18 protein-coding genes and 1 riboswitch are annotated in these 17021 nt (G+C 70.2%); of the genes, 4 read left to right on the forward strand and 14 right to left on the reverse strand.

Going from position 1 to position 17021, the window contains the following annotated elements:
- Positions 1-69: 69 nt before the first annotated feature.
- Together DEIGR_RS14790 and paaZ are read right to left on the reverse strand one after the other, a co-directional pair.
- Positions 70-303 carry a VOC family protein gene (locus DEIGR_RS14790; RefSeq protein WP_236704761.1) on the reverse strand — a complete coding sequence of 78 codons (234 nt, stop codon included), beginning with the start codon at positions 301-303 and terminating at the stop codon, positions 70-72.
- Between the two features lie 126 nt (positions 304-429).
- Positions 430-2529: a phenylacetic acid degradation bifunctional protein PaaZ gene (paaZ, locus tag DEIGR_RS14795; protein ID WP_058978331.1), complete on the reverse strand. Its 2100-nt coding sequence runs from the start codon at positions 2527-2529 to the stop codon at positions 430-432.
- A 176-nt stretch (positions 2530-2705) separates the two neighbouring features.
- Between paaZ and DEIGR_RS14800 the strand changes: the two genes are divergently transcribed.
- Positions 2706-3770, forward strand: a complete 1065-nt coding sequence (locus DEIGR_RS14800) for an IS4 family transposase (RefSeq protein ID WP_058975330.1) — start codon at positions 2706-2708, stop codon at positions 3768-3770.
- Here the strand turns inward: DEIGR_RS14800 and DEIGR_RS14805 are convergent.
- Positions 3748-4062, reverse strand: coding sequence for an Imm8 family immunity protein (locus DEIGR_RS14805; RefSeq protein ID WP_058978332.1), 315 nt, complete (start codon positions 4060-4062; stop codon positions 3748-3750). The two genes, DEIGR_RS14800 and DEIGR_RS14805, sit on opposite strands and share 23 nt — an antisense overlap.
- Before the next feature lie 33 nt (positions 4063-4095).
- Here DEIGR_RS14805 and map point away from each other — a divergent pair, with 33 nt between their 5' ends.
- Positions 4096-4848 (forward strand): type I methionyl aminopeptidase, encoded by a 753-nt coding sequence (gene map, locus DEIGR_RS14810; protein ID WP_058978333.1) that lies wholly within the window; start codon positions 4096-4098, stop codon positions 4846-4848.
- Positions 4849-5213: 365 nt separating this feature from the next.
- On the opposite strand, the gene paaD is transcribed toward map, so the two are convergent.
- The 10 genes from paaD to thiC all read right to left on the reverse strand — a co-directional run bounded on the left by paaD (position 5214) and on the right by thiC (position 13531).
- Complete coding sequence (paaD, locus tag DEIGR_RS14815; protein WP_058978334.1) at positions 5214-5726, reverse strand: 1,2-phenylacetyl-CoA epoxidase subunit PaaD; 513 nt, start codon at positions 5724-5726, stop codon at positions 5214-5216.
- 29 nt (positions 5727-5755) lie between these two features.
- Entirely contained in the window at positions 5756-6547 is a 792-nt protein-coding gene (gene paaC / locus DEIGR_RS14820) for a 1,2-phenylacetyl-CoA epoxidase subunit PaaC (RefSeq protein WP_058978335.1), read from the reverse strand.
- Positions 6544-7134, reverse strand: coding sequence for a phenylacetic acid degradation protein (locus tag DEIGR_RS14825; protein WP_058978336.1), 591 nt, complete (start codon positions 7132-7134; stop codon positions 6544-6546). The genes paaC and DEIGR_RS14825 overlap by 4 nt, the downstream gene beginning before the upstream one ends.
- Positions 7135-7282: 148 nt before the next feature.
- Positions 7283-8272 (reverse strand): 1,2-phenylacetyl-CoA epoxidase subunit PaaA, encoded by a 990-nt coding sequence (gene paaA / locus DEIGR_RS14830; RefSeq protein ID WP_236704762.1) that lies wholly within the window; start codon positions 8270-8272, stop codon positions 7283-7285.
- A gap of 46 nt (positions 8273-8318) precedes the next feature.
- Entirely contained in the window at positions 8319-9089 is a 771-nt protein-coding gene (thiD, locus tag DEIGR_RS14835; protein ID WP_083524081.1) for a bifunctional hydroxymethylpyrimidine kinase/phosphomethylpyrimidine kinase, read from the reverse strand.
- The gene (locus tag DEIGR_RS14840) at positions 9086-9997 is read right to left on the reverse strand and encodes an NAD(P)/FAD-dependent oxidoreductase (RefSeq protein WP_058978337.1); all 912 of its coding nucleotides are present in this window, start codon (positions 9995-9997) and stop codon (positions 9086-9088) included. Before DEIGR_RS14840 ends, thiD begins: the two co-directional genes overlap by 4 nt.
- Before the next feature lie 61 nt (positions 9998-10058).
- Positions 10059-10859, reverse strand: coding sequence for a thiazole synthase (locus DEIGR_RS14845; protein ID WP_058978338.1), 801 nt, complete (start codon positions 10857-10859; stop codon positions 10059-10061).
- Position 10860: 1 nt separating this feature from the next.
- A complete protein-coding gene (gene thiS / locus DEIGR_RS14850) occupies positions 10861-11067 on the reverse strand; it encodes a sulfur carrier protein ThiS (protein ID WP_236704763.1) in 207 nt (68 codons plus the stop codon).
- On the reverse strand, positions 11064-11693 hold the full coding sequence (thiE, locus tag DEIGR_RS14855; RefSeq protein ID WP_058978339.1) for a thiamine phosphate synthase: 630 nt from the start codon (positions 11691-11693) through the stop codon (positions 11064-11066). Before thiE ends, thiS begins: the two co-directional genes overlap by 4 nt.
- Entirely contained in the window at positions 11690-13531 is a 1842-nt protein-coding gene (thiC, locus tag DEIGR_RS14860) for a phosphomethylpyrimidine synthase ThiC (RefSeq protein WP_058978802.1), read from the reverse strand. Before thiC ends, thiE begins: the two co-directional genes overlap by 4 nt.
- 203 nt (positions 13532-13734) lie before the next feature.
- Positions 13735-13847: riboswitch (TPP riboswitch) on the reverse strand.
- A gap of 104 nt (positions 13848-13951) precedes the next feature.
- Between thiC and DEIGR_RS14865 the strand changes: the two genes are divergently transcribed.
- The gene (locus tag DEIGR_RS14865; protein ID WP_058978340.1) at positions 13952-15463 is read left to right on the forward strand and encodes a hypothetical protein; all 1512 of its coding nucleotides are present in this window, start codon (positions 13952-13954) and stop codon (positions 15461-15463) included.
- 277 nt (positions 15464-15740) lie between these two features.
- Here the strand turns inward: DEIGR_RS14865 and DEIGR_RS14870 are convergent, their stop codons facing one another.
- Positions 15741-16466, reverse strand: a complete 726-nt coding sequence (locus tag DEIGR_RS14870; protein ID WP_046843890.1) for an IclR family transcriptional regulator — start codon at positions 16464-16466, stop codon at positions 15741-15743.
- A 100-nt stretch (positions 16467-16566) separates the two neighbouring features.
- Between DEIGR_RS14870 and DEIGR_RS14875 the strand changes: the two genes are divergently transcribed.
- Positions 16567-16983, forward strand: coding sequence for a c-type cytochrome (locus DEIGR_RS14875; RefSeq protein WP_058978341.1), 417 nt, complete (start codon positions 16567-16569; stop codon positions 16981-16983).
- Positions 16984-17021 lie beyond the last annotated feature (38 nt).

Below are 17021 nucleotides of genomic sequence, written 5' to 3' on the forward strand. Positions count from 1 at the left end.
TCGAGTGGGTGGGCTGTCCGGGTGTCTCACCGTACCACCCCCCAGCGAGGGCAGACACGCCCAACCGGTTCACCCAACCTTGACCATCCGGGCAGGATGCGCGCCCTGCACGACCTCCAGCCGGTGCGCGGACCGGTCCTGAAGGAGCAAGCGCGGAACGAACTCCGGCGCGACGCCCACGTGCAGCTGCCGCCCGTCCAGCAGGCCGAACCACACGCCACCGTTGCGCCGCAACGCCTCCGGGTTCACGAGTTCCGTCAGGCCCAGGAACACCCGAAGAACGCGCGGGCCTGCTCCTCGCACCCCGCCCCTGCACAGGGCATCAGCACTCTGGTTCCAGGCCCCTGCGGACACCGCACCGCAGAGGCCCTCCACCGCCATTCCGATGTCCCCTGTCCTGCTCGCTCCGCCCCCGGTCACGCCCCGGGTTTAAGCCTGAACGCCGCTCTCCTCGGCGGGTGGGTCGAACCCGTCGCGCGCCCGCTCGACGAGCGTGAGGATGTCGTACGTGGCGACGAGCACGCCGTCCTGGTTGGTGATCTCGCTGCGCCACTCGACCACGCCGGTCGGGCGGGTCTCGCCGGGGCGCAGGTCCTTGCGGATCTTGCGCTTGCAGGTCAGGCGGGTGCGGATGGTGTCCCCGATGCCCACAGGCTCGATGAAGCGCAGGTTCTCCAGGCCGTAGTTCGCCAGGACCGGCCCTGCTGCTGGCGACACGAACTGCCCGGCCGCCGCCGAGATCAGGAAGTACCCGTGCGCCACCCGCTTCCCGAAGATGCCCTCCCGCGCGCCGATCTCGTCGACGTGCGCGTAGAAGTGGTCGCCGGTCAGGCCCGCGAAGTTCACGATGTCCGCCTCCGTGACGGTCCGGCGGTGCGTGAGGAGGCTGTCCCCCACCTGAATCTCGTCGAAGGACTTGCGGAACGGGTGGACGACATCCTCGGTGACTTCGGCGCCGGGCACGAACTCCCGCGTGATCGCGGTGAGGGTGGTCGGGTCGGCCTGCACCGCCACGCGGTTCATGTGATGCCGCACCGCCGAGAGGCCCCCCAGTTCCGAGCCACCCCCCGCGCGGCCCGGCCCGCCGTGGTTGAGCTGCGGCAGCGGCGACCCGTGCCCGGTGTTCTCCTTCGCGTTGTCACGGTTGAGCACCAACAGGCGCCCGTGCGAACTCGCCATGCCCAGCACGAGTTCCGTCGCCTCGGCGCGGTCATGGGACACGATGCTCCCGGCCAGCGAGCCCCGGCCCAGCTTCGTGAGGTGAACCGCGTCCTCCAGCGAGTCGTACGGCAGCAGCGTCGCCACCGGCCCGAACGCCTCCAGCTCATGCGGCCCGCGCGCCGTCAGGGGGGACTCGCACAGCAGCACCGTCGGGTCGAGGAACGCGCCCTTCTCGCGGTCGCCGCCCAGGAGCTGCGCCTCGCCGCTGATCACCACGCGCGCCTCCTGCTGCAACTTCTCCAGCGTCTCACGCACCCGCTCGCGCTGCTCCACACTGACCAGCGCGCCCATCCGCACGTCATCGCGCGCCGGGTCGCCCAGCGTCACCTTCGCCAGCTCGCGGCGCAGACCCTCCGTCACCGCCTCCACCAGATGCGAGGGCACCAGCGCCCGGCGGATCGCGGTGCACTTCTGCCCGGCCTTCCCGGTCATCTCGCGCGCCACCTCACGCACGAACAGCGCGAACTCAGGGTCCTCCGGCTTCACCGACAGGCCCAGTACCGACGCGTTCAGGCTGTCCGCCTCCGCATTGAACGGCACCGACCGCCCCACGATCGCCGGATGCACCCGCAGTTTCGCCGCCGTCGCCGCCGACCCCGTGAACGCCACCACGTCCTGCTCCTCCACATGATCGAGCAGCGACCCCGGCTCCCCCGTCACCAGTTGCAGCGCCCCCTCCGGAATCAGGCCCGACGCCACGATGTCCCGCACCACCCGCTCCGTCAGGTACGCCGTCTGCGGCGCCGGCTTCACTAGGCTCGGCATCCCACCAATAAAGGCGGGCGCGAACTTCTCCAGCATCCCCCACACCGGGAAGTTGAACGCATTGATCTGCACCGCCACGCCCTCACGCGGCACGAGCAGGTGACGGCCCACGAACGTCCCCTCGCGCCCCAGCCGCTCCACCCGCCCGTCCGGCCAGAAGCGCTCATCCGGCAGTTCCCGCCGCGCCGCACTCGCATAACTGAACAGCGTCCCTATGCCACCCTCGATATCCACCCACGAATCCCGCCGCGTCGCCCCCGTCAACGCACTCAGCGCGTAGTACGCCTCCTTGCGCTCCATCAGGAACGCCCCCAGCGCCTTCAGCGCCCGCGCCCGCTCGTGGAACGTCATGCGCCGCAACGTCCCACCCGCCCGCCGGCCGTACGCCAGCGCCCCAGCGAAATCCACGCCCTCCGACGAAATCACCGCCACCGGACGCCCATACACCGCGTCCAGGAGCACCTGCCCATCCGCATTCGCATGCCACGAACCAGACACGTAAGACGCCGGACGAAGAAGATCAGAAGTCATTGATTGAGTCATATACGTTCCTCCAGTTGACAAGCCAGTTCCACGCGGCATCAGGCGTAGGTGTCGAACTCCCACTGCATCCGCCGGGCCAGTTGTGCCACCACGATGTCCCAGGTCTCACCGACCTGACTACCCTTCAAAACGCACAGTAGGCAGCAGAAAGTCGGCTCCTGTACGGTATTTCTGCGATGAAAACCCTTAGGAGCCGACCACCTCACGATACCTTGCAGACCGCCTTGCGGTCTGCTTTCCCTGTGGACGCTCGCCGCCTCGTCGTCTTCACGGCCCTGATCCTGGCGGTCATTCAGGCGCGCACCGTTGTCCTGTACAGCCTGAAGACGCATGTCGCCCTCCCGGGCTCGTTGACGACTCGGTATCAGCGGCTCTGCCGGTTCGTCCAGTTCCCGTTTCCTGAGGCGCTGTTCCCCCGATTCGCCTTGTCCTTTCTCCCGCCCGGCCCAGTCGACCTCATTCTCGATCGCACCAACTGGAAACTTGGCCAACAGGACGTCAATATTCTCCTGCTCTCTGCCGTGTGGAACGGGTTCAGTTTGCCGCTGATGTGGACACTGCTCCCGCACGGTGGGGCCAGTCGTTCCTGTGTCCGGGAAGCGCTCGTGGAGCGCTTCCTGAAGCTCTGCCCAGATCGGGAGATCCGGTGCCTGCTCGCGGATCGTGAATTCATTGGGCAGCACTGGTTTCGATTCCTCGACCAGCACGGGATTGCACCCTGCATTCGTCTCCCAGCTCGCGCCACGATCGGCGCGCACGGCATGCCGGTCTGGGCGGTCTTCAAGAACCTTCAGGTGGGTGAAGTCAGGGTCTGGCATCGCCAGACCCGCATCTACGGTGTGAATCTGCGAGTGGCGGCCACGAAAAACGCAGCCGGTGACATGCTGTACCTGGCGTATCGGGGGCACGCCCTGCCGAACATGCGCCGGTATGCCCTGCGCTGGCAAACAGAAAATCTGCACGCCGCGTTGAAAACCAGAGGGTTCAACCTGGAAGATACGGGTCTGACGCGCCCCGAGCGAGTGTCTTCGCTCCTGACGGTCGTCAGCGTCGCCTTCATCTGGGCGTGCGTGACGGGCGAGGTCGTGGCACGTCGAACAGCTACCAAAGTAAAGAAACACGGACACCGCACGGTGTCTGTGTTTCGACTCGGGCTTGATCATCTCCAGGATCTTCTGCTGCATCCGTCCGGCGCATCCTGGCGCACCTTGAGCACACTCATGCCCCGTTTTGAAGGGTAGTCAGCTCACCGACACAACGCGAGACCATCCGCTGCAAGACCTGCACGATCTCCACCCGATTGAATTCCTCCACGATCAGCAGATCCCAGCGCCACACGAACCCCTGCGACGCGCACTCCCGCCTCAGCCAGTCCGGCGAACAGACCGTCAGGCTGAAGGAATCCGCGGCATCCCCACCCACAGGCCCGATGTAGAGCCGGAGCTCCACCCCGAAGTCCGCAGGGTGCTCCGGCACGAAACTCTCGAACGACAAGTGATCGGCCAGCGAGATCAATTTCAGCTCAGCGATCATCCCACTCCCCCGACCGGGCGCTTACACTGCCGCATGACGATCACCACGCAGCATGAACTGGACGGCATGACCCTCGCCGGGAAGGTCGTCGCCCGCACCCTGGACACCCTGCGCGCCGCCGTGGAACCGGGCGTCACACCCGCCGAACTGGACGCGCTGGCCGGGGAGGTGTTCGCGCAGTTCGGGGCGTTCTCCGCCCCGCGGGCCGAGTACGGCGCGCCCGTGAACGTGTTCATCAGCGTGAACGACGACATCGTGCACGGCCTGCCCACCCACCGCCCGCTTCAGGCGGGGGACGTCGTGTGCATCGACGTCACGCCGAACGTCGGCGGGTTCGTCGCGGACGCCGCCATCACAGTCGCCGTGCCACCCGTCTCCCCCACCGCCGCCCGCCTCATCGAGGCGGCCGAGGCGGCCCTGGCACGCGGCCTGAACGCCAACCGCGCCGGACAACCCCTGAACGGCATCGGGCGCGCCATCCAGACCGAGGTTCAGCGCCGGGGCTTCACGCTCCTGCCGGAACTTCAGGGGCACGGCGTGGGCCGCGCCATCCACGAGAAACCCGACGTTCCGAACTACTACCGCCCCGCGCTGAGAAAACCCCTGCACGAGGGGCTCGTGATCGCCGTGGAACCCATGATCAGCACCGGCAGAAGCCCCCGCGTCCGCACCCGCCGCGACGCCTGGACCCTTGCCACCACCGACGGCGGCATCGCCGCCCACGTCGAACACACCATCATGATCACCAGAGGAAAACCACTGGTGCTGACAACTCCAATCTCCTAAATCGCAACACGCCGGAGAGACAGCAGTGCATACCTGATGTCCTGGAAATTGATTCATTTCTCGCTTGCTTGCCCAGAGAGTGTTTGGATGTGTTGTTGGAGGTAACACGTGCAGAAATCCAATCCCTGTATGCTCACCCAAGTTCTGATCGAATGCTCCAGCTTCATGGATGCAACAAGATCAAGGGGGTGGCTCGCACCAATAATCGTATTCATTCCCAGGTCCATCTTCCCAGCCGCCAGAGATAGAGTGTTGAGGCAGTTGACCGGCAAGGAATGCCTGAACTCGCCCGATTAATTCCGAATAATCGGGTAGCTCACGGAAGTCGCAGAGATGTCCTAATGCCGTACGGGCATCTGGCACATTCATACGCTCTTGAACCCTTCAAACGGTTCGCGGCAGGCGTCGCAGACGTACATGCGTTTGCAGAGGGTCGGGCCGAACGAGGCGGTCATGCGGACGTTCAGGCTGCCGCAGCGGGGGCAGCGGGTGGGTTCCGCGTCCAGTTGAATCAACTGCCCTTCCCCGGTGGGGGCGGGCGGCGCGATCCCGTACTGCCGCAGCCGCTCGCGTGCGTCGTCGCCTATCCAGTCGGTCGTCCAGGGGGGCGTGAGGGTGCTCCTGACCTCGACGTCCGCCACACCCAGGTCGCGCACCGCCTGCTCGATGCTCTCCCGGATGACGTGCAGGGCGGGGCACCCGCTGAAGGTGGGCGTGAACGTCACCGTCACGCGCCCCGTGTCGCCCACGGTCACGTCCCGCACCATGCCCATGTCCGTGATGCTCACGACGGGAATCTCCGGGTCGGGAATCTGGGCGAGCGCCGCCCAGATGGTTGATAGTTGATGGTTGATAGTTGATGGAGTGGAGTCTTCCATCAACTTTTGACCATCAACCTTCAACCTGTTCACCAGACCTCGGCGTCGGGGTGTTGCCGGGCGACGCTCTGCATTTCTTCCAGCAGCGGGGCGAGGTGCTCGGTGTGCGTGTCTCGGCCGGGCTGGGTGGTGGGGGCATCGGGGAGGGTGAGGCCGCTTTTGTCCACGAGGTGCCGGGTGACGAGGTCGGTCCAGCGGGCGTGCACGGCGGTCAGATCGGGGAGGATGCCCGCTGCGGTCAGCTCGTCTTCGCCCTTGACGGGTTGGAAGAGTTGCGCGGCGTGCGGCCAGAGTTCCGTCAGGGCGGCCTGGGTGCGGCGTTCGCTCTCGGGCGTGCCGAGGGCGAGGCGTTCCACCCACAGCGCGGTGTGCTGCACGTGGAATTTCTCCTCTCGCACGGCCTTCGCGGCGATCTCCGCGAGGGGGGCGTAGGTGCTGCGAGTGGCGGCCTCCAGCCACAGGGCCTCGGCGGTGTCGTACAGGAACTGCCGGACCATCGTGAACGCCCAGTCGCCTTTCGGGAGTTCCACGAGGCGGGTGTTGCGGTAGTCGTCCGGGCCGCGCCAGAACGCGACCTGATCGGGGTCGCTGCCGCCGAGGGTCTGCGCGAGGCTCAGGTACAGTCCGGCGTGCCCGAGTTCGTCCTGCGCGATGTTCGCCAGCGCGATGTCCTCTTCGAGGATGGGGGCGTGGCCGGTCCACTCGCCGTTCCGGTGGGCGAGGATGATCTCGTCGTCGGCCAGGACCGTGAGTTTCAGGAGGAGCGCCTGCGTCTGCGGGTCGGTCAGTTCGGTCCCGCTGATGGATGGAGTGGTGGTCATGCGCCTTCCTCGCTGGCGGCGCGGCCCGGCATCAGCCCGGCGCGTTTCAGTTCGCCGACGTGACGGCCGATCACGCCGTAGTGCTGCTGCTGCTTGTACGTCTTGTCTTTCGCGGGCGCGAACCAGCTCGCGACGGTGCCGGGGTCCTCGTCCGTGCGGACGACTGCCGTTTCCGGGAACACCATCCAGGCGAGGACGTCGGGGTGCAGGCTCTGCGCCTGCCGCAGCGCGTCGCCAGGGCCATCGGCGGTCACGATCCCGCTGAGGTCCACGAACGTCATGCTGCGTTTGTTCGTGCGTTTCACGCCCACGTGGTACGTCCCGGGCTCGCCGGGCGAGTCCAGCAGCGCGGGATTCGTGGTCAGTTCCTCGGGCGTGGCGGTCAGAATGTCGTCCTCGCGCACGCACCACAGGCTCACGGCCGCCGGGCGGCGCACGAACACGTTCCGCGCCGTGAGGAGCGCATGCGGCGGATCACCCGCGTGCACGCTCCCCACCGCCTGATGCGGGCGGCCCGGAGCGTCCTGCTTGAACACCTCCCAGCGCGGCCACTGCGTATCGGGAGAAGAGGATTGAGGTTGGGTCATGGGTGGGGTTCCTTTCTGGGCTGGGGGGGACCCCTCGCTTCGCGCTCTGCGAGTCCGCCCCCTCCGGGGGCACCTCCCCTTAGAGGGGAGGCAGGGGACTTAAAGGCTCCCCTTTGAGGGGAGCTGTCAGCGAAGCTGACTGAGGGGTTCAGTCGGCCGCGACGGCGCGTTGCCGGTCGGTGTAGGCCTGGAGGGCGTCGCGGACCCAGGCGCCGTCGTCGTGGGCGTGCTGGCGGGCGCCGAGGCGTTCTTTGTTGAGGCCCTGTTCGCCGCGGATGACGGCCCAGAATTCGTCCCAGTGGATGGGGCCGTGCCGCCAGTTGCCCTGTTCGTCCTGGTGGAGGTCGGGGTCGGGGATGGTCAGGCCCGCTTCCATCAGTTCGGGGACGTGTTCGTTGATGAATTCCTGCCGGACCTCGTCGTTGCTCTTGAGTTTGATGCCCCATTTCGTGAGGACGCCGCTGTTGGGGCTGTCGGCGTCGTGCGGGCCGAGCATCATCATGGCGGGCCACCACCAGCGGTTCAGGGCGTCCTGCGCCATGGCGCGCTGCTGCGGGGTGCCCTGTGCGTACGCGACGATCATTTCCTTGCCCTGTTTGTGGTGGAAGGTTTCTTCCGAGCAGATGCGGACCATGGCGCGGCTGTACGGGCCGTAGCTGCAGCCGGCGAGCATGGTCTGGTTCTTGATGGCGGCGCCGTCCACGAGCCAGCCGATCATGCCGACGTCCGCCCAGGTGTGGGTGGGGTAGTTGAAGATGCTGCTGTATTTGGCTTTGCCGCTCAGGAGGGCCTGGAGCATGTCCTCTCGGGTGGCGCCGAGCGTCTCGGCGGCGTGGTAGAGGTACTGGCCGTGCCCGGCCTCGTCCTGCACCTTGGCCATGAGGATGGTCTTGCGTTTGAGGCTGGGGGCGCGGGTGATCCATTCGCCTTCGGGGAGCATGCCGACGACTTCGCTGTGGGCGTGCTGGCTGATCATGCGGATGAGTTGGCGGCGGTACTCGGCGGGCATCCAGTCGCCGGCCTCGATCTTCTCGCCGCGCGCGATGCGGGCCTCGAAGTGCGCGTGCTGCTCGGGCGTTTCGCCTGGGCCCATTCCTGATGGGTTCGGGCCGGTCTGGGCGGGGGTGGGTTGGGTCATGGGGGCAACCTCCTGATGGGACTGCCCCCAGTGTACCTAACGAGCGTTAGGTTGGATGTGGGGTGGGTTGCAGGGTCAGCCCGGCCGCCCGGTGCCCCAGCGGGCCGTGCCCCGCCCCCAGGCCCGGCGCGGCGCGGATCGCGGCCTGCAGGTACGCGTGCGCCGCCCGCACGGCGTCCGGCAGGGCCAGACCGCGCGCGAGGTTCGCGGTGATCGCCGCCGACAGCGTGCAGCCCGTGCCGTGCGTGTGCCGCGTGTGCTGCCGCGCCGCCCTCAGCGCAAGGTGGTGCCCGTGGGCGCGCAGCTCGTCGGTGACGGTCTCGCCGGGCGCGTGCCCGCCCTTCAGGAGCAGCGGCGTGGTGTCCGGCACGCCCGCCGCGCGCAGGACCGCCCACTCGGGCACGTTCGGGGTGACCAGCGTCGCCAGCGGCAGCAACTCGTCCCGCAGGGCGTGCAGGGCGCTCGCGTCCAGCAGGGCGTCCCCGCTCTTGGCGAGCATGACCGGATCGACGACCAGCGGCAGATGGCGGCCCCGCAGGGCGTCGGCCACCACGCGGATCAGGGCGGCATTCCCCAGGGCGCCCGTCTTCACCGCCGCGACCGGGAAGTCGTCCAGCACGGACCGAAGCTGCGCGGCCACCAGCTCCGGCGGCAGCGGGTGCGCCGCCTGCACGCCCCGCGTGTTCTGCGCGGTGATCAGCGTCAGGACGCTCGTGCCATACACGCCGTGCGCCTCGAAGGTCTTCAGGTCCGCCTGGATGCCCGCCCCACCGCCGGAATCCGACCCGGCGATGGTCAGGGCGACCGGCACCGTCATGCGCTCACGCCCTGTTTCATCAACGCCAGCACGCGCGCCGCCGTGGCCGGGGCGAGCAGCGACCCGTGCCGCCCGTGCCCCGCCGCGACCAGCACACCGGGCAGGGTCGGGTGCGGCCCGACCAGCGGCAGACCGTCCGGCGTGATCGGGCGCAGGCCCACGAGGTGCGCGGCGACCTCCGCCCCATCTGCATCGGGCACGAGCGTCCGGGCCGCGCCGCGCAACCAGCGGGCCGCGTGGGCGTCGGGCGTGGTGGCCCAGCTGCGGCGACTCGCCGCGCCGACGTACAGGCCGTCCGGGCGGGACAGCGCGTAGCGGGAGAACCCCCGCGCGGGCGGACCATACCGCGCGCCCACCCCGGGAGCGCCGCGCAGCAGCAGCGCCTGCCCCTGCTGCGCCCCCACCTCCACGCCGAACGCGCCGCTCCACGCGCCCGCCGCTAGGATCACCTGCCCGGCGAACCAGTCGCCCGCGTCCGTCTGCACCCGCACCCCGCCGCCCGACGGCCCGAGGGCCTGGACGTGCGCGGCCACCACCTCCAGCCCCTGCCGGGCGGCACGCACCACCGACGGCGGGTGCAGGCTCCCCTCGCCCGGCGTGCAGGCCACCCCACCGCCCGGCTGCACGCGGGTCACGCCGGGCCGCAGGTGAACGGGCACGCCCGAGCGTTCCAGCGCCGCCGCCAGCGCGGGCCAGCGCCGCAGCCCCTCCAGTGCCTCCGCGTGCAGGGGCGTGCCGCGCAGCCGCTCGCCGTCCGGGGTGAGCAGGCCCGCCGCCGCCCGCCACGCCGCGCCCGGCCGGTCCGCGTCCAGCACGAGGACGTCCGCGCCCGCCCCCCGCAGCGTGAACGCCACCAGCGACCCGATCAGGCCGCCGCCCACCACGATCACCTCCCGCGCGCGGGTCACGGGCTCACCCCCTCCCGACCTCCCCCCTCAAGGGGGAGGGGCAGAGACACGGCTTCCCGTGTCACACGGGCACTTCCGGGTCGGGCAGGCGCACCACCCCGCCCGTGGGGCTGCTGGGGCTGGCGTGCGCGCGTTCCGGCATGCGCCCCGCCAGGAACGCCGCGCGGCCCGCCTGCACGCCCAGCGCGAAGGCGTGGGCCATGCCGACCGGGTCGCGCGCCTCAGCGATCGCGGTGTTCACCAGCACGGCGTCCGCGCCGAGTTCCAGCGCCTGCGCCGCGTCGCTCGGAACGCCCAGGCCCGCGTCCACGACGATGGGCACGCGCGCGCCGTCCAGCACGGTCCGCAGCAGTTCGGGGCTGCGCAGGCCCCGCCCGGAGCCGATCGGGCTCGCCAGGGGCATCACGGCGGCGCACCCGGCGTCCTCCAGCGCGCGGGCCAGCACCGCGTCCGCCTGCACGTACGGCAGCACCGTGAAGCCATCCGCCGCCAGCGCCTCGGCGGCGCGGAGCGTGCCCACCGGGTCGGGCAGGAGGTAGCGGGCGTCGGGGATGACCTCCAGCTTGATCCAGTTCACGCCGGTCGCCACGCGCGCCAGCCGCGCCACCCGCAGCGCCTCGTCGGCGGTGCGGCACCCGGCGGTGTTCGGCAGGAGTTGCAGGGCGTCCCAGTCCAGGGCGTCCAGCAGGCCGTCATGCCCCGGCGCCTTCAGCTCCACGCGGCGGATGGCGACGGTCACGATCTGCGACCCGCTCGCGGCCAGCGCCTCGCGCATCACGCCGAAATCCGTGAACTTGCCCGTGCCCGTCATCAGGCGCGAGGTGAAGGTCTTCCCGCCAAGGGTGAAGGCATTAGGGGCCATGTCAGCCCCCCCCGATAATGCGGACGATCTCGATGACATCTCCAGCCTCCAGGGTGCGGTGCGGCGCCCGCGCGCCGGGGTACACGTCGTCGTTCACGCCCACCGCGACGCGCGCCGGGTCGATGTTCAGGTCGCGCAGCAGGGCGTGTAGGGTCAGGCCGGGCGTGAGGGGCCGCGCCTCGCCGTTCACGGTCAGGGTGGGGGTCACGCGGGTACCCCCCGCAGCGCCCCCAGCAGGTCAGACGCCGCCTGTGCGGGGTCGCGGGCGTCCAGCACGGCGCGGACGACCGCCACGCGGGTCGCCCCGGCCGCCAGCACCTCGTGGACGTTCGAGGTGTCGATCCCACCGATGGCGTACCAGGGCAGCGGGGGCTTCAGCGCGGCCACGGCGCGCACGTAGGCCAATCCGGCGGGCGCGCGGCCCGGTTTGGTGGGCGTGGCGTGGACCGGCCCGGCGGCGATGTACGCGGGGGCGTCGGCCAGCGCGGCGTGCGCCTGCGCGGGGGCGTGCGTGCTGCGGCCCAGGAGCAGCCCCGGCGCGAGCTTCCGCGCCCAGGCGGGCGGCAGGTCTCCCTGCCCCAGGTGCACGCCGTCCGCGCCGCACGCGACGGCGACGTCCACGCGGTCGTTGATGAAGAAGGGTACGCCGCGCGCGCGGGCCAGCGCCGCCACCCGCTCGCCCAGCGCGATGTAGGGGGTGGCCTCCCAGTCCTTGCAGCGCAGTTGCAGCGTGTCCACGCCGCCGTCCAGCGCAGCGTCAAGGCGCGCCAGGAACTCGGGTTCCGGCTGCCCGGCGCGGGGCGTGGCCACCAGGTACAGGCGCCCGAGCTTCACGCCTCTCCCTCCGGCCCGTGTTCCTGGCGGGGCACGTACACCTCGCCGCCCAGCGCGCGGAATTCGCGGGCTTTCTCCTCCAGTCCGGCCAGGACGTCGGGGGCGCGCAGGTCGTGGCTGAGTTTCATGGAGCAGAAGTGCGGGCCGCACATGGAGCAGAAGTGCGCGGTCTTCGCCGCGTCGGCGGGCAGCGTCTCGTCGTGCAGCGCGCGGGCCTTCAGGGGGTCCAGGGACAGGTTGAACTGGTCCTCCCAGCGGAACTCGAACCGCGCCTTACTCAGGGCGTTGTCGCGGGCCTGCGCGCCGGGGTGGCCCTTGGCGAGGTCCGCGGCGTGCGCGGCGATGCGGTACGCGATCACGCCGTCACGCACGTCCTGCCGGTCCGGGAGGCCCAGGTGCTCCTTGGGCGTGACGTAGCAGAGCATGGCGGTGCCGTACCACGCGATCTGCGCCGCGCCGATCGCGGACGTGATGTGGTCGTACCCGGGCGCGATGTCGGTCGTGAGTGGCCCCAGCGTGTAGAACGGCGCCTCCTGGCACACGTCGAGCTGCCGGGTCATGTTCTCGCGGATGAGCTGCATGGGGACGTGGCCGGGGCCCTCGATCATGGTCTGCACGCCGTGGTCCCACGCGACGCGCGTGAGTTCGCCCAGCGTGTCGAGTTCCGCGAACTGCGCGGCGTCGTTCGCGTCCTCGACGCTGCCGGGCCGCAGGCCGTCCCCGAGACTGAAGGTGATGTCGTACGCGGCGAGGATCTCGCAGATGTCCGCGAAGTGCGTATGCAGGAAGTTCTCCCTGTGGTGCGCGAGGCACCACTTGGCGAGGATGCTCCCGCCGCGCGACACGATCCCGGTGCGCCGCCGCGCGGTGAGCGGCAGGTGCGCCAGCCGCGCGCCCGCGTGGACGGTCATGTAGTCCACGCCCTGCTCGGCCTGCTCGATCAGCGTGTCGCGGTACACGTCCCAGGTCAGGTCCTCGGCGACGCCACCCACCTTCTCCAGCGCCTGATAGATCGGCACGGTGCCCACCGGGACGGCGCTGTTCCGCACGATCCACTCGCGGGTGGGGTGGATGTGTCGACCCGTGGAGAGGTCCATGACCGTGTCCGCCCCCCAGCGGGTCGCCCAGATCATCTTTCCGACCTCCTCCTCGATGGAGCTGGTCACGATGCTGGTGCCGAGGTTCGCGTTGATCTTCACGCGGAAATTCCGCCCGATCACGGTGGGTTCGAGTTCCGGGTGGTTGATGTTCGCGGGGATCACCGCGCGGCCCCGCGCGACCTCCGACCGGACGAATTCCGGCGTGATCTCGCGCGGGATGGCGGCCCCGAAGGCCTGACCGGGGTGCTGGTGCGTCAGGTCGAAGTCCGGGTCCTGCCGCAGCGCCTCGCGCAGGGCGACGAATTCCATCTCCGGGGTGATCTCGCCACGGCGCGCCGCCTGCAGCTGTGTGATCCCCGCGCCGGGGCGGGCGCGGCGGGGCCGGGGCACGCGCGGGAACGGCAGCGGTCCACTGACGTCCAGCGCCGGGTGGTGACGCTCCCGCGCCAGGTCCAGCCGGGCGTCCCCGGCCAGCCAGGGCCGCGCGTGCCCCAGCCCGGCGCGCAGGTCCACGCTCAGGCGGGCGTCCGTGTACGGCCCGCTCGTGTCCGGCACGAGCAGGGCCGGGTTCGGCACGGTGCGGGTCAGGTCCCCCACGCGTTCCAGCGTCGGCGACTGCCGGATGCGCCGCGCAGGCACCCGCACGCCCGCATGCAGCGTGCCGGTCAGGTACACCTTCTCGCTGTTCGGGAACGGCGCGGTCAACTCCGGGTCGAGGATCGTCAGGGCTTCGGTCATGGGGTCGGTCGGGGGTGGGGTCAGGGTGGTCATGGGCACTCCAGAGAAATGGGAACAGGACGGGGCCGCCGGGCACCCCTGCGGGCGTCCGGATGTGGGGGCTGCCGTCAGCGGGGCAGCCCGTCAGGTCGGGTCAGGTCAGTGGCTTGCCAATAGAAAAACGCCCCCCTCACGCGTCGGAGGGGGGCGAAACACGACAACTGTTTCGGCACCCGTCACGCTCCCTCCGCTGGTATGAACCAGATCAGGTTCCTAGGGTTGAACACGGTGTTCTCTCAGCCGACGCTCTTGACGGTCGGCACCCCTGGTGACTGTGCGGCGAGTGTACACCGCCCGCACCCCGCACGACAGCAGGGCTGGCCTTCCCCGTCCAGACGGGTGAAGATGAGGGCGTAGCGTTCTCTTTCTCCGGAGGTGTCCATGAATCGCGCCCTGCTGCTCCTGTCCCTGCCCGCCCTGCTCCTCGCCCCTGCCCGCGCGCAGGCGGCCCAGGCCACCAAGACGACCCTGAGCACCTGTGGGGCGTACACCGTGAAGACCGTGGAAAACGGCTTCGAGGACCCGCCGGACCGCGTGACCCTGTCGCGGGCGGGCGTGACGTACGCGACCGTCGAGGACACGATGGTCAGTGTGGACTGGTGCCGGGACGTGACGGGGGACGGCGTGCCGGAGGTGCTGCTGGCGGGCTTCTCGGGCGGCGCGCACTGCTGCTTCACGCATCACCTGTACTCGCTGACCTCGCCGCCCCGCAAGCTCCTGACGGCGTTCAGCGCGCACAGCGACACGCTGGAGGCGCGGCAGCTCGACGGGCGCGGGCCGCTGGAACTGGTCGGGTCGGACTGGCGCTTCGCGTACGGGTACGGCATGAGTTTCGCGGAGAGTGCGCCGCTGCCGGTGGTGTACTCGCTGCTGCCCACGCCGGGCGGCGCGCGGTTCGTGGAGAACACGCGGGCCTTTGCGGGGTTCATGGAGGCGTACGCGCTGACGGCGCCGGAGGACGAGCGGTTCAGCGGTGGGGTGCTGGTGGAGTACGCGACGCGGGTGCTGACGCGCGGGGCGGATGCGGCGGACGGGTGGGCGCGCGGCCTGGAGGCGCCGTTCGCGGCGTGGCTGGCGAACTACGGGCCGGACATCCAGCAGGACGTGTCGGATGTCGGGATGTGGGACTGGCCCACGCGGGCCGGGGTGAACCCGGAGGCGCGGCGGGGTGGGATCGGCGGGGCGTTCCTCACGCCGGGCACGCGGGCGTACCTGGGGCAGGTGATCGGCACGGACGCGGCGACGCTGCGCCTGTACCGCGCGCAGGGGTCGGAGGTGGTGGCCGGGCCCGTGCTGCTGTCGGTGCCCGTGACCCGTGACGGGTACGGGGAGCCGGTCGTGCCGGTGTGGCCCCAGGTGACGGTGCGCCGCGCGTCGGGCCGCGATGACGCGCTGCTGCGGGACGCGCGCAGCGGCAGCGTCCGCTACCTGCCGGTGCGCCTGTCGGCGGGCGGGATGACGGAACTGAAGGACGACGCGCTGGGCGTCACGGCGCGCCTGCTGGGGGACCTGAGTGGCGTGGCGGGGCACGTGGCGGCGCAGTTCCGGGACGTGAGGCGCACGCCCGAGCAGCAGGCCGAGGTGCGGCGGCGCGTGCAGGCGGCCGTGACCCGCGCGCAGCCGTGGTTGGCGGACTGGAAGGGCCAGGAGGCGTTCGAGCTGGAGCGGCTGGGGAACTTCACGTTCAGCTCCGTGCGGCTGTTGACGGACACGCCCACGCGGGCGCAGGCGGTCATGACGACCACGGTGGGCTTCACGGACGCGAGGACGGACAGCGAGTACGTGAACGGCGAGCGCTTCACGATGATCGTGAACCTCGCGCGCGGCGCGCAGGGCTGGGGGGTGACGGACTGGACGCTGGTGCCCCGCACGGGCGAACTGTACGAGGAGTGATCCGGACTCCGGTTGAAAGGTTTGCAAAATCTTTCAACCCGAGCGGATGCGAGAAGGAGCAAAGCGGGTTCCGGACGTGGAGCTGGCAATCCGGTGAAGTTCCGGATTGTCAGCGAAACAAACGGAATCCGTATGAGACGGACTCCGCACAGCTGCGCGGCAGGGCGATCAGGTGAGAACCGGGTCCGGGTCGGTCGGTGAAGCGGCTGGCATCCTTGAACAGCGCAGCGCGCCGCCCGGCACTGACTCCCGGGCGGCGCGTTGGGTCGGGGGTGGGTTACGGGAGGGCTTCGGCCTCGCGGACGATCTGCACGACGCGTTCGCGGATGTGGCGTTCCTCGCGCAGGTAGCGCTGGGCGCTCATCTGCACGCCGATGGCGGCCACGACGGTGTCGGTGTCGCCGTGCGCGGTGTGCAGCGCGTGGTAGGGCACGCCCAGGGTGCACTGGCCGGGCACCCATTCCTCGATGGAGTAGGCGTACCCGAGGCGTTTGACCTTGGCGACCTCGGTGCGCCACTCGTCCAGGCTGGTGATGGAGCTGGGCGTGCAGGCGGCGAAGGTGCGGGGGGTCATGTCGGCGTGGGCGTAGAGGATCTTGCCGCTGGCGGTGGCGGTGGCGGGCAGGTAGATGTCCAGCGGCAGGTCGATGTCGGCGTCGGGGTGGCGTTCGCGGATGGCGGCGACGACCTCGTCCCCTTCGAGGATGCACAGGAACGCCACGGCGCGGACTTCCAGCGCGAGGCGGGTGATGAGTGAGCGGGCTTCCTGGAACCACGGCAGCGAGGAGGTGAGCTGGGCGCCCATCTCGGCGATGTGCCAGGAGAGGCGGTATTTGCCTGCGGGGGTGCGGCGCAGGAATCCGGCCTCGGTCAGTCCGGCGAGGTAGGCGTGGGCGGTGGCCCGGGGAACTCCCAGGTGCGCGGCGAGCGCACGGACGCCCCATTCGGGCTGTTCGGCGCTGAATGCGCCCAGGATGTTGGCCGCCTTCTGAAGAGAGAGCACCCGTCCAGCCTACAGGGACGAGCCCGGATTGTATACATCCTTCCCCCCCACTGTACCCGGTTCATCCACCCCCGGCCCGCACGCCGCTAGAGTGCCCGGCGTGCGCCGCGCCCCTGCCCTGCTCCTGCTGCCCCTCCTGGCCTCCCTGAGTGCCGTGGCGACCGGGACCCCCACCCCCGCCACGCCGCCTGCCGTCCCCACGTCCGCGCAGGCCGCGCAGCTTCAGCGTGGCGAGACCACCTACTTCCTGGCCTGCGCAATCTGCCACGGCGACCGTCTGGAGGGCGTCAGCGCCCCCGGACTGGGTGGCGAAGACTTCCGCGCGCTGTACCGCACGCTGCCGCCCCGCGCGCTGCACGACCTGATCCGCGACACCATGCCGGACGACCGCCGGGGCACCCTGAGCGCCCAGGAGGTGCTGGACGTCACCGCGTACCTGCTGCGCGAGAACGACCTGCCCCGGCCCGAGGGAGCGTTGGGGGCCGAGACGCTCGACCACGTCCCGCCGACGCCCTGACGATCGGCGGGCCCGGGCCGACTGCGCCCGGACCCGCT

It is taken from the genome of Deinococcus grandis, assembly GCF_001485435.1.
Classification (GTDB): Bacteria; Deinococcota; Deinococci; order Deinococcales; family Deinococcaceae; genus Deinococcus; species Deinococcus grandis.